Origin of the sequence: Agrobacterium deltaense RV3, from assembly GCF_900013505.1 — a bacterium.
In the GTDB taxonomy this organism is placed as follows: Bacteria; Pseudomonadota; Alphaproteobacteria; order Rhizobiales; family Rhizobiaceae; genus Agrobacterium; species Agrobacterium leguminum.
In genome coordinates, this window is record NZ_LT009746.1 from 829,802 (window position 1) to 842,419 (window position 12,618).

General features: G+C 60.6%; 12 protein-coding genes. 4 read left to right on the forward strand and 8 right to left on the reverse strand.

Annotation, left to right across the window (positions count from 1 at the left end):
• Positions 1 to 122: 122 nt before the first annotated feature.
• The 4 genes from AGR7B_RS18170 to AGR7B_RS18185 all read left to right on the forward strand — a co-directional run bounded on the left by AGR7B_RS18170 (position 123) and on the right by AGR7B_RS18185 (position 4,437).
• On the forward strand, positions 123 to 1,160 hold the full coding sequence (locus AGR7B_RS18170; RefSeq protein ID WP_080857507.1) for an ABC transporter substrate-binding protein: 1,038 nt from the start codon (positions 123 to 125) through the stop codon (positions 1,158 to 1,160).
• A gap of 95 nt (positions 1,161 to 1,255) precedes the next feature.
• Positions 1,256 to 2,113, forward strand: coding sequence for an ABC transporter permease (locus AGR7B_RS18175; protein ID WP_003519593.1), 858 nt, complete (start codon positions 1,256 to 1,258; stop codon positions 2,111 to 2,113).
• Positions 2,106 to 2,936, forward strand: coding sequence for a quaternary amine ABC transporter ATP-binding protein (locus AGR7B_RS18180; RefSeq protein WP_003519594.1), 831 nt, complete (start codon positions 2,106 to 2,108; stop codon positions 2,934 to 2,936). The genes AGR7B_RS18175 and AGR7B_RS18180 overlap by 8 nt, the downstream gene beginning before the upstream one ends.
• Positions 2,929 to 4,437, forward strand: coding sequence for an HAL/PAL/TAL family ammonia-lyase (locus tag AGR7B_RS18185; protein WP_080857508.1), 1,509 nt, complete (start codon positions 2,929 to 2,931; stop codon positions 4,435 to 4,437). The genes AGR7B_RS18180 and AGR7B_RS18185 overlap by 8 nt, the downstream gene beginning before the upstream one ends.
• A gap of 42 nt (positions 4,438 to 4,479) precedes the next feature.
• Here the strand turns inward: AGR7B_RS18185 and AGR7B_RS18190 are convergent, their stop codons facing one another.
• The 8 genes from AGR7B_RS18190 to AGR7B_RS18225 form a co-directional block, all read right to left on the reverse strand.
• A complete protein-coding gene (locus tag AGR7B_RS18190; RefSeq protein WP_080857509.1) occupies positions 4,480 to 5,178 on the reverse strand; it encodes a GntR family transcriptional regulator in 699 nt (232 codons plus the stop codon).
• A 142-nt stretch (positions 5,179 to 5,320) separates the two neighbouring features.
• Complete coding sequence (gene purU, locus AGR7B_RS18195; RefSeq protein WP_078052082.1) at positions 5,321 to 6,205, reverse strand: formyltetrahydrofolate deformylase; 885 nt, start codon at positions 6,203 to 6,205, stop codon at positions 5,321 to 5,323.
• A gap of 188 nt (positions 6,206 to 6,393) precedes the next feature.
• Positions 6,394 to 7,701 carry a type III glutamate--ammonia ligase gene (gene glnT, locus AGR7B_RS18200; protein WP_065656696.1) on the reverse strand — a complete coding sequence of 436 codons (1,308 nt, stop codon included), beginning with the start codon at positions 7,699 to 7,701 and terminating at the stop codon, positions 6,394 to 6,396.
• Positions 7,702 to 7,787: 86 nt separating this feature from the next.
• Positions 7,788 to 9,116, reverse strand: a complete 1,329-nt coding sequence (locus AGR7B_RS18205) for an FMN-binding glutamate synthase family protein (RefSeq protein WP_078052083.1) — start codon at positions 9,114 to 9,116, stop codon at positions 7,788 to 7,790.
• Positions 9,117 to 9,132: 16 nt separating this feature from the next.
• On the reverse strand, positions 9,133 to 9,819 hold the full coding sequence (locus tag AGR7B_RS18210) for a GltB/FmdC/FwdC-like GXGXG domain-containing protein (RefSeq protein WP_078052084.1): 687 nt from the start codon (positions 9,817 to 9,819) through the stop codon (positions 9,133 to 9,135).
• A gap of 37 nt (positions 9,820 to 9,856) precedes the next feature.
• Positions 9,857 to 10,762, reverse strand: a complete 906-nt coding sequence (locus tag AGR7B_RS18215; RefSeq protein WP_080857510.1) for a class II glutamine amidotransferase — start codon at positions 10,760 to 10,762, stop codon at positions 9,857 to 9,859.
• Between the two features lie 96 nt (positions 10,763 to 10,858).
• Positions 10,859 to 11,539, reverse strand: a complete 681-nt coding sequence (locus AGR7B_RS18220; RefSeq protein WP_065656561.1) for a helix-turn-helix domain-containing protein — start codon at positions 11,537 to 11,539, stop codon at positions 10,859 to 10,861.
• 34 nt (positions 11,540 to 11,573) lie between these two features.
• Positions 11,574 to 12,548, reverse strand: a complete 975-nt coding sequence (locus AGR7B_RS18225; protein WP_080857511.1) for a GlxA family transcriptional regulator — start codon at positions 12,546 to 12,548, stop codon at positions 11,574 to 11,576.
• Positions 12,549 to 12,618: the final 70 nt, after the last annotated feature.

The window sequence follows — 12,618 nt, forward strand, 5'->3', positions numbered from 1 at the left end:
GGACATGAAATGCACCAATGACCGCCGGGCTCAGGGGTAGACATCTGCCCAGGGCACGCCCGGCTGAAACCACAAAACGCATGCCAGCAACTTGCCAATCATCAAACCAAAAGGGGAATGCAATGCTGAATTCAAAGCTGAAAATCGCGCTGGCCACCACCGCGCTCATCATGGGAGCCTATGCCGGGTCCGCGAAGGCGGAAGGCTATTGCGCCGCTGGAAAGACCATCACCTTCGCCGGCATCGACTGGGAAAGCGGTGCTTTCATCACCGAAGTCATGAAGGAAATCCTCTCCAAGGGCTATGATTGCAAGGTCGATTCCATTCCCGGCAACTCCGTGACGCTGGAACAGGCGACCGCCAATAACGACGTGCAGATCTTCGCTGAAGAATGGATCGGCCGCTCCGACGTCTGGAACAAGGCTGCGGAAGCCGGGCAGGTAACATCGGTCGGCAAGACCTTCGTCGGCGCCGCCGAAGGCTGGTTCGTGCCGGAATATCTGGTCAAGGGCGACCCGGCAAAAGGCATCGAAGCCAAGGCTCCGGACCTGAAGAGCGTCGACCAGCTTTCCGACCCGAAGATCGTCGAGCTGTTCAAGGATCCGGAAGAGCCGACCAAGGGCCGCTTCCTCAATTGCCCCTCGGGCTGGACCTGCGAAGGCGTCAACACCGCCAAGCTGCAGGCCTACAAGCTGGAAGCAAACTATGTGAACTTCCGCCCCGGCACCGGCACCGCTCTCGACGCCGCAATTGCCGCCGCCTATCTCCAGGGCGAGCCGATGCTGTTCTATTACTGGAGCCCGACGGCAATCATGGGCAAATACAAGCTCATCCAGTTGCAGGAGCCGGCCTATAGCGACGCCTGCTGGAAGGAACTGACGAGCGCCGATGGAAAGCGCGACGCCGGTTGCGCCTTCCCCTCCGTCGAGGTGGCCTATGGCGTGAACAGCACCTTTGCGAAGGAAGCGCCGGACATCATCGCGATCCTTGAAAAGGGGACATTCCCGCTGGCGGAGATCAACTCCAGCCTCGCCTACATGACCGACAAGCAGGTCGATGCGACAACCGCCGCAAAGACCTTCCTTCAGACCAAGGCCGATATCTGGGGCAGCTGGGTTTCTGCGGACGCCAAGGCGCGGATCGAAGCCGCCGTCAAGTAAACATCGCAGGCGCGCCGGGCTTCCGGCGCGCATTTTCCCGTCAGGACAGGGGCCGGCTACCGGACATGGGGTCGGCAGGCGCGAGGACGACACCAATGTTTCCTGAAGTTTTCCATATTTCCATCCGAGGCCCGATCAATGAGATCGTGCGTTCGCTGGTGGTGAATTACGGCTCCGTTTTCAAGGCGATATCGCAGACGATCCTGCAGGCGATCCTCTTCGTGGAATGGGTGCTGCGCGGTCTGCCCTGGTGGGTCATTTTTCTGGTCTTCCTGGTGCTCGCCTGGTTCGCGGCGAAAAAGATTTCGCTCGTCATCATGGTGGCGGTGATGCTTTTCATCGTCGGCGCGCTCGGTCTCTGGGACCTGACAATGCAGACGCTGGCGCTGATGCTGATTGCCAGCCTCATCTCCATCGTCATTGGCGTGCCCATGGGCATCCTGCTTGCCAAAAGCGAATGGGCAAGGCGCATTACCCTGCCGGTGCTCGACGTCATGCAGACCATGCCGAGCTTCGTCTATCTCATTCCCGCCATCATGCTTTTCGGCCTCGGCAAGGTTCCGGCCGTGCTTGCCACCATCGTTTATGCCGTGCCGCCGCTGATCCGCCTGACCGATCTCGGCATTCGGCAGGTGGACCGCGAAGTGGTGGAGGCGGCAACCGCATTTGGCGGCAGCCCGCGACAAATCCTCTTCGGCGTCGAATTGCCGCTCGCCACGCCCACGATCATGGCCGGCCTCAACCAGACGATCATGATGGCGCTCTCCATGGTCGTCGTCGCCTCGATGATCGGCGCGCGCGGCCTTGGTGAGCAGGTGCTGAACGGCATCCAGACGCTCGATGTCGGCAAGGGCCTCGAAGCGGGCCTCGGCATCGTTATTCTCGCAATCGTGCTCGATCGTATCACCCAGGGTTTTGGCCGATCCAGCCGGAAGGAAATGGGCAATGACTGATATCCATATCCGCAACGTGTCCAAGATCTTCGGCGGCAACTGGAAGGCTGCGCTCGCCATGGCGCAGCAGGGCGCGGAAAAGAGCGACATCCTGGCAAAGACGGGATGCAGCGTCGGGCTCGACAATGTCAGCCTCGATATAGCGGGCGGCCGCATTTTCGTGATCATGGGCCTCTCCGGTTCCGGTAAGTCGACGCTGGTGCGCCACATCAACCGCCTTATCGAACCGACAAGCGGCGAGATTCTTGTCGGAGACGACAATGTTCTTGCGCTGAAACCGAAGGACCTGCGCGACTTCCGCAACCGGCGCGTCAGCATGGTGTTCCAGAATTTCGGCCTGATGCCGCACCGCACCGTCTTGCAGAACGTCGTTTATGGCCAACGCGTGCGCGGGCTGACCAAGGCCGATGCAAGGCCCATCGGCATGAAATGGATCGAGACCGTCGGCCTTTCTGGCTATGAGGACAAGTTTCCGCACCAGCTTTCCGGTGGCATGAAGCAGCGTGTCGGCCTCGCCCGCGCGCTCGCCGCCGATACTGACGTCATCCTGATGGACGAGGCCTTTTCGGCGCTCGACCCGCTGATCCGCGCCGACATGCAGGACCAGTTGCTGCAGCTCGAAAAGAACCTGCACAAGACCATTGTTTTCATCACCCACGATCTCGATGAGGCGCTCCGCATCGGCGCGCAGATCGCGATCCTGAAGGACGGCAAACTGGTGCAGGTGGGAACGCCGGACCAGATCCTCAACAGCCCCGCAAACGACTATGTCGCCCGTTTTGTGGAGCGCCGCACGGGTGCGGGAGAAGGCCAGCATGGCTGATACGATCACCATCGATCGTCCCCTCACCTGGCAAGAGATCGCCGCTGTTGCAAAAGGCGCCACGCTTTCCCTGTCGGATAAAGCGTGGCGGCGCATTGCCGAAGCCCGCGCCATCGTCGATGCACTCGTCGAAAAACGGGTGCGCGGTTACGGCATCAATACGGGTGTCGGCGCGCTCTGCGATGTGATCGTCGACATCCCGCAGCAGCAGGCCCTCTCCCGCAACATCCTGCTCAGCCACTCCTGCGGCGTCGGAGAACCGCTCGGGCGCGAAGAAACCCGCGCCATCATGGCCGCCCAGATCAACAACTTCGCGCATGGTCATTCCGGCGTGCAGGTCAAAATGGTCGAAGCGCTGCTCGCCCTGCTGAATGGCGATATTCTTCCCGTTATTCCGTCAAAAGGCTCGGTGGGTTATCTCACTCATGCCGCGGCCATAGGGCTGGTGCTGATCGGCGAAGGCCGGGCCCGCCACGGCGGCGAACTCATCAGCGGCAGGCAGGGGCTCGAAAAGCTCGGCCTCGAACCCATGGTTCTGCAGGCGAAGGAGGGGCTGAGCCTCGTCAACGGCACACCCTGCGCCACCGGTCTCGCCAGCCTCGCGCTCGCCCGCACGACTTCGCTCCTTGGCTGGGCCGATGCGGCAGCGGCGATGAGCTATGAAAACCTTGGTGCGCAGGCCGATCCCTTCGCCGCAGGGCCGCTGGCACTGCGCAGCTCACCCGGCATCCAGACCGTCGGCGCAAACCTGCGCCAGCTTCTGGCGGCAAGCCCGCTTCTTGCCCGGTCGGCCGGATCGCGCACGCAGGATCCGCTCAGCCTGCGCGCCGTGCCGCAGGTGCACGGCGCCGTTCGCGACAGCGTCGCGCAGATCGCGGACGTCGTAGACCGCGAACTCGCGAGCGTCACGGACAACCCGGTCGTCGGCGGCACGCCGCAAGCGCCCGAGGTCCATTCCCAGGCCCATGCCGTCGGTGCGGCGCTCGGGCTTGCCATGGATGGGCTGGCGACGGCCGCGGCCGAACTTGCGGCGATTTCCGAGCGGCGTATCGACCGGCTCGTCAACCCGCTTGTCAGCGGGCTGCCCGCCTTTCTGGCGGAAAGCGATGGTGTCTGTTCCGGTTTCATGATCATCCAGTACACGGCCGCAGCACTTGCCGCGGAAAACCGCCGCCTCGCCGCCCCCGCCAGCCTCGATGGCGGCATCACCTCCGCCTTGCAGGAGGATATACTGACACATGCCACCGCCGCCGCCGATAAGACGCTTTCGATTATCGGCAATCTGGAAACCATTCTGGCGATCGAGATCATGAGCGCCGCGCAGGCCTACGACATGCAGCCAGACGAAGCCGGCCGTGCGCCCGGCGCCGATACGCTCTACCGGCGTGTCCGGACGGCGGCGCCATTTTACCGTGACGACCAGCCGCTCAACAATTTGGTAGCTGCCGTTCGGGAAATGCTGCAAACCACGCTCGCGGGAATAGGTGCCGACGCAGGCTAGATACTGCGCCGGAAATTTTAGCCGCACACGAGGCGGAAGAGGTTACTCTTTGCCGGTCTTCTGGGCGATGAGAACAGCTTCCGCAATCGCGCTTGCGCTCGCGACATGGTCCAGAGCCGCCTTGTAAGCGGCGTCTCCATCCCCCTGCCGGATGGCCTCGACGATCTTTTCCATTTGCGCCGGACCTTCGGTATCGCGGCTTTTCGTCTTGATCGTCATCGAACGAAGATGGTTGATCCGCACCGTCAGCAGGTTGACGACGCCCCAGGCGACATGCCGGTCGATCTTGCTGAACAGCGTCTGATAAAAGGACGAGGTATGCGCCAGAACGCCCGGCATATCCTTTTCGACATAGCTTTCGCGGATATGACTGAGGGACGCTTCGAGCGCTTCCACGATGGCAGGATCGCGACGTTCCGCACAAAGGCGCGCCGCCATTCCTTCCAGCGCACCGCGAATTTCATAAATCTGCTTCGCCTCATCGAGATCGAGCATCGCGACCATCGGGCCCTTGTTCGGCAAATTCGCCACCAGCCCCTCGGATTCCAGGTGCCGCAGGACCTCACGAACGATGGTGCGGGAAACACCGAGCTGGGCGCAGAGATCGCGCTCCACCAGACGGTCGCCCGGGCGGAAATAACCGTTCACGATGGCGTCACGGACCTTGTCGAGAGCGAGTTCCCTTAGCGTCTTTGTCGGGCGCTCAACGCGAATGGCAGTTCCGTGCGAAGCATCTGTCATGGTATCACCTCGTTTGACACCTCCCGTTTCGTCGCAACGCGGTTACGAACAAAAGCGGGAAATGGCTTTGTATTATGGCGTACCAGCTTATTTAGCGCCGTGCTCTCTTTATGGCAACATCAGCACGGCTCACGCAGAATGCTCATCCCATTCTTTCCGAAGCGTAAGAGCCGGGACCTGGGGGAAACACAACGGTTCGGCTGCCATTCAGGAATACGCGACGGTGAATATGGGCGTGTATGGCACGCGCCAGCACCTGCGCCTCCACGTCGCGGCCAAGCGACACATAATCCTCGGCCGACTGGGCATGGGTGATGCGCACGGTATCCTGCTCGATGATCGGTCCCTCATCCAGATCGGCAGTCACATAATGCGCCGTCGCGCCGATCAGCTTCACTCCGCGCTGATAGGCCTGCTTGTAAGGGTTGGCCCCCTTGAAGGACGGCAGGAAGGAGTGGTGGATATTGATGATCCTGCCCGACATCGCCTCGCACATCCTGTCGGAAAGCACCTGCATGTAACGCGCCAGCACGATGAGTTCCGTACCCGAACTTTCCACGATCTCCATGATCCGGGCTTCGGCCTGCGGCTTGTTCTCTTTCGTCACCGGAATGTGGTGGAAGGGAATGTCGTGATTGACCACGACCTTCTGATAATCGAAATGGTTGGAGACGACGCCGACAATATCGATCGGCAGCGCCCCGATGCGCCAGCGGTAGAGCAGGTCATTGAGGCAATGGCCGAAGCGCGACACCATCAAAAGAACCTTCATCCGCTCTGCCTGGTCGTGCAGCGCCACCTCCATGCCGAACTTTTCCGAGATCGGAGCAAGCCCGGCCATCAAGGCGTCGCGTGTCGCACCCTCCTCGGAAATGAAACCCACACGTATGAAAAAACGACCGGTGCCGAGATCGTCGAATTGCGAACTGTCGACGATGTTGCACCCCTTCTCAGCGAGAAAGCCTGAAAGGGCGGCGACGATGCCGCGGGTGGATTTGCATGTCACGGTCAGGACGAAGTTCGTCATCTGGCACTCTTTCTGTCATAGATAAAGCATGTCTCCCAAAAGTGTGCAGCGGTTTTGGGAGACATGATTAAAAACAAAGATCAAAAGCGCGGGGCATGAACCAGATTGGACGCGACGCGCTTTAGTGAAAAACCCCGCGCTCTTGATCAGCGCGGGGAAAAGCCGCAAGGGCGGCGGGAAAACCGGGCTCAGACGTCGAGGGTGGTCTGATGCTCCCAGGCGGTGAATTGCGAGCAATAGCTGTTCCACTCACCCTGCTTGAGCTTCAGATAGGCCTTCGAGAATTCAGTACCGAGCGCCTGCTGCAATTCCGCATCCTTCTCATATTCGCGCAGCGCATCGAGAAGGTTGAGCGGCAGCTTCGGTGCGTCCGTGACCTTGTGGCCCTCGCGATACATATCGATATCGTAGTGCGGACCGGGATCGGCCTTGGAGCGGACACCGGAAAGGCCTGCGGCGATGATGATGGCCTGCAGCAGATAGGGGTTCACGGCGCCATCCGGCAGGCGCAGTTCGAACCGCCCCGGCCCGGGCACGCGCACCATATGGGTGCGGTTATTGCCGGTCCAGGTCACCGTATTCGGCGCCCAGGTCGCGCCGGAAATGGTGCGCGGCGCGTTGATACGTTTATAGGAATTGACCGTCGGATTGGTGACGGCCGCAAGAGCCGACGCATGTTTCATGATGCCGCCGAGAAACGTCTTGCCTTTGGCCGACAGACCGAACGGCATTTCCCTGTCGGCAAAGGCGTTCACCTTGCCGTCGAGGTCCCAGACCGAAATATGGGCATGGCAGCCATTGCCGGTCAGGCCCTTGAACGGCTTCGGCATGAAGGTGGCGCGCAGCCCGTGCTTTTCGGCGACGGATTTGACCATGAATTTGAAGAAGGAATGTTTGTCTGCGGTCTGCAGCGCATCGTCATATTCCCAGTTCATCTCGAACTGGCCGTTCGCGTCCTCATGGTCATTCTGGTAGGGCTTCCAGCCCAGCTCCAGCATGTAATCACAAATCTCGGCGATCACATCATAACGGCGCATCACCGCCTGCTGGTCGTAGCAGGGCTTTTCCGCCGTGTCGTATTCGTCGGAGATTTTCGCACCATCCGGCGAAATCAGGAAAAATTCCGGCTCCACGCCGGTCTTGACCCTGAGCCCTTCGCTCGCCGCCTCAGCGATGAGCTTTTTCAGCACCACGCGCGGCGCCTGCTCCACCGGCTGGTCTTCCATCACGCAATCGGCAGCGACCCAGGCGACATCCTTTTTCCACGGAAGCTGGATGACCGAGGAAGCGTCGGGCACGGCGAAAAGATCGGGATGGGCGGGCGTCAGATCGAACCAGGTGGCGAAGCCCGCAAAACCCGCGCCATCCTTCTGCATATCGGCAATCGCTTCTGCAGGAACCAGCTTGGCGCGCTGGCCGCCGAAGAGATCGGTATAGCTGATCATGAAATATTTGATGCCCTTTTCGGCAGCAAATTTGGAGAGGTCCAGTGTCACGTCATTCCCCTTTTTTTGAATATCAGACACTTCATCGAAAAAAGACGGGCACATCCTCCCAAATGCGCCCGTCCGTTCTTTATGGCTTAAAAGCTGCCTTTGCCCGGGAACCAGTTGGTTCCCGCCAGCGGAACCTGCGCCATGGCGGCCGCCTCCATCGTCAGCGCCACCAAATCTTCCGGCTCCAGATTGTGGAGATGGTTCTTGCCGCAGGCACGCGCGATGGTCTGCGCCTCGAGCGTCATGACCTTCAGATAATTGGCAAGACGGCGGCCGGCGGCGACGGGATCGAGGCGAGCGGCAAGCTCCGGATCCTGCGTGGTGATGCCGGCGGGGTCTTTGCCCTCGTGCCAGTCATCGTAAGCGCCGGCCGTGGTGCCGAGTTTCTGGTATTCGTCTTCCCACTTGGGATCATTGTCGCCAAGCGCCACCAGCGCCGCCGTGCCGATGGCGACCGCATCCGCGCCCAACGCCAGCGCCTTTGCAACATCAGCACCCGAACGGATGCCGCCGGAGACGATGAGCTGCACCTTGCGGTGCATGCCGAGATCCTGAAGCGCCTGCACGGCGGGGCGAATGCAGGCAAGCGTGGGCATGCCGACATTTTCGATGAAGACATCCTGCGTGGCCGCCGTGCCACCCTGCATGCCGTCCAGCACCACCACATCCGCACCGGCCTTCACCGCCAGCGCCGTGTCGTAATAGGGCCGTGCGCCGCCAACCTTGATATAGATCGGCTTTTCCCAGTCGGTAATTTCGCGCAGTTCGAGGATCTTGATTTCGAGATCGTCCGGGCCGGTCCAATCAGGGTGACGGCAGGCGGAACGCTGATCGATGCCCTTCGGCAGGTTGCGCATATTGGCGACGCGATCGGAAATCTTCTGGCCGAGCAACATGCCGCCGCCGCCCGGTTTCGCGCCCTGGCCGACGACGACCTCGATGGCGTCCGCACGGCGCAGATCCTTCGGGTTCATGCCGTAACGGGAGGGCAGGTACTGATAAACCAGCGTCTGGCTGTGGCCACGCTCCTCATCCGTCATGCCGCCATCGCCGGTCGTGGTGGAGGTGCCGGCGATGGTCGCGCCCCGGCCGAGCGCTTCCTTGGCGTTGCCTGACAGAGCACCGAAGCTCATGCCGGCAATGGTGATCGGCGTTTTCAGCGTGATCGGCTTCTTCGCGAAGCGCGTGCCGAGTGTAACTGTCGTATCGCATTTCTCGCGATAACCTTCGAGCGGATAACGCGAGATGGACGCGCCGAGAAACAGGAGATCGTCGAAATGCGGCACCTTGCGCTTAGTGCCCGCGCCGCGAATATCATAGATGCCGGTCGCAGCCGCGCGGCGGATTTCCGCCAGTGTATGGTCATCGAAAGTTGCGGATTTGCGCGGCGGGGTGAAGGGGTTGTGATAGCTCATCGGAATATCCCTCGCCTCAATACGCGTCGGCGTTGTCGATGTTGAAATTGTAGAGCGTGCGTGCCGAGCCGTAGCGCTTGAACTCGCCAGGGCTGACATCCGTGACGCCGGCTTTGTCGAGAAGTTCAGCGAGCTTTTCGAGATGTTCGGGCCGCATCTCCTTCTCGATGCAATCGGCACCCAGGCTCTTCACCGAACCGCGCACGAAAAGCTTCGCCTCATAAAGGGAATCGCCAAGCGCATCGCCCGCATCGCCGCACACGACGAGGTGGCCGGACTGGCCCATGAAGGCCGACATGTGGCCGATATTGCCCTTCACGACGATATCGATGCCCTTCATGGAAATGCCGCAGCGGGAGGCGGCATTGCCCTTGATGACCAGAAGCCCGCCGCGGCCGGTGGCGCCGGCATATTGCGAGGCGTCGCCCTCGATGACGACCGTGCCGGACATCATGTTCTCAGCAACACCCGGCCCGGCCGAGCCGTGCACGGTGACGGTGCCGCCATCATTCATGCCGGCGCAATAATAACCGACCGAACCATGCACATCGACGGTGACGGGGCTGTCGATGCCAACCGCCACGGCATGGTGGCCGCGCGGATTGACGACCTCGAATTCGGTGTCGTTTGCGCCCGAGGAAAGACCGTGGAGCGCCTTGTTGAGTTCACGCAGCGGCGTGTGGGAGAGATCGAAAACTGGCATGGATTATGACTTTCAAAACAGGCGCCGATGACGGGTCTCAGGCGGCCTTTTCATGGTCCCAGAAATAGACGGTCGCCGGTTCCGGCTCCCAGACGCGGGCATTTTCAATGCCGGGCAGATTGACCAGAGCGCGATACTCAGAGCCGAAAGCGACATATTGGTCGGTCTCGGCCATGACAGCAGGCTTGCAGGCGATGGGATCACGCACCACGCCGAAACCGGATTTGGTGCCGACGACGAAAGTGAAGAAACCATCGAGATCATCGAGCGCGCCGGTCAGCGCCTCGCCCAGATCCTTGCCCTTGGCCATTTCCGCGGTGAGATAGGCGGCGGCGACTTCCGAGTCGTTCTGGGTCTCGAAGACCATGCCCTCGCGCACCAGTTCGCGGCGCAGATTATTATGGTTGGAAAGCGAGCCATTATGCACCAGGCACTGGTCTGCGCCGGTGGAGAAGGGATGCGCGCCAAGCGTCGTCACCGCCGATTCCGTCGCCATGCGGGTGTGGCCGATGCCATGGGTGCCCGCCATGGAGCGCACGTCAAAACGGGTGACGACATCCTTCGGAAGACCGGTTTCCTTGTAGATTTCGACGCTGTCGCCGGAACCCATCACGCGCACGTTCGGGCGGATTGCGGAAAGAACCGGACGGATACCATCCAGTTTTTCGGCGGGAATATCGAGAACAGCATGAGTGCTTTTCACCGTGACCACGGCATCGACGCCGCTTTCCTTCAGCGCTTCGGCGAGGCCGGAAAAATCGGCGGCCGGATCGGCCGACTGGATCGTCACTTTCGCGCGGCCATTGGCAGCGCTTCCGTAGATCGCGATGCCGGCCGAATCCGGGCCGCGATCGGTCATGGTGACGAGCATATCCGAAAGCAGCGCACCCAGCTGCGGTTCAAGGCTTTTGTCTTTCAGGAATAGTCCAACAATGCCGCACATCGACAAGCACCTCCATTCGTTTCTGAATGAAGGGCTAACATATGGAATTCCATTCCGTCAACTATCAGGAATATTTTTTTCTTCTAAGGCAAATTATCAATCATTGCCCAGCCGCCTTTGCGGATAGGAAATGATCGACAGATAACGGGCGGGAAGCTTCACCAATTCCTCCGGCCCGTGCGGCGCATCGGCGTCGAAAAACAGGCTGTCGCCGGCCTGCATGGTGAAAAGCCGCTCGCCGTGGCGGTAAACCACCTCGCCTTCCAGCATGTAGAGAAACTCCATTCCCTCATGCTGGAAGGTCGGGAACACGTCCGAATCCTTGGTCAGCGTGATGAGATAGGGCTCGACGGTGACGCCGCTGGTATTGTTGTCGATATGGCCGAGCAGGCTGTATTGATGACCGGCGCGAGTGCCCCTGCGCTCAATATTCACGCCCTGCCCCGCTTTGACGAAGGTGGCGCTGCGCGGCTCCTCGAAACCGCGAAAGAAGGCCGTGATCGGCACGCCCAGCGCCTTTGAGAGCGTCTGCAGCGTTGTGAGCGACGGCGAGATATTGCCGTTTTCGATCTTGGAAAGCATGCCCACGGAAACGCCGGTGGCCGATGCAAGATCGGTGACCGTGATGCCGAGTTTCTTGCGATAGGCGCGCACCTCATGGCCAATCGCCATTTCCAGATTGTTGACCCTTGGCTCGCGGATGGCATGCGGATCCTGCGACAGGAACTGCGCAGTTTCGGTTTTGGTGGTATCCTTCGCCATGATGTCCTCCGGCATTATCGTGTTTTCCCTTCCTTACAGGAAAACTATTTTAATTCGGAGGAAATCTTTGCCGCATTGTATTTGGGGTATGGCCGAACCGGGCCTTGAAGCTTCCCGAAAAATGCCCGGCGCTTGAGAAGCCGGTGGCGAAGGCCACTTCGGCAATGGAGAGCGGGCTTTGCTCCAGCAGCCGCCGGGCGTGATCGAGACGGATCGCGCGGTATGTTTCCAGAAATGTCGTTTTCAGATGGGTTGCGAAAAGCCGGTCGAGGTGGCGCGCGCTGGTTCCCGCCAGTTTCGCCATGGTCTGCCGGTCGAGCGGGCTTTCAATGGTCGTTTCCATTTTTTCCAGCACGGCCAGCAGGGCCGGATGGTTGGTGCCATGGCGCTCGGCGGCGGAACCCCTTTGCGGCGCGCCGGGTTCGGCCACGGCCGTGTGCAGATACCAGTCGCTGACACGCCGTGCGAAATGAGCGCCCATTCTCTGCGAAATCATCGCATGCATCATGTCGAGGGGCGCGACGCCGCCGGCGCAGGTGATGCGGTCCCCGTCGAAAACAAACCGCGCCTGCCGGGGCGTCAGATGGTCGAAGGCCTCTTTCAGCACCGGCGCATGCTCCCAGTGAATGGTGAAATCGCGGTTTTCCAGCAATCCCGCCGCCGCCAGCACATAAGCGCCGCTGGAAATGCCCCCGATCCGGACACCCTGCCGCGCCAGCCGCCTTAACGTGCCGTAGGAATTTTCCGCAACGATCCAGTCCTGCGGCCCGCCCCCTGCGCAGACGAAGATCGTGTGGCATCTCTCGCCTGCGGTGGCGAGTGCCTCGCAGCCGACAATGATGCCGGAAGAACTTCTGACGGCCTCGCCATCGAAAGAAAGCGGAACCACATCGTAAAGATCGGTTCCGGCGATCAGATTGGCGGCGCGCAATGGCTCCGCCGCCGAGGCGTAAGACATCAGCGCGAAATTCGGAACCAGGATGAAACCAATGCGCTGGACATTCTTCTGCTCGATGGTCGTCATGTCTCTTTTTTAAATCATTATGTCCCTTATTTGCAATTCCCTTTCGAACGACGCCGGTAAGCTTGCGCGA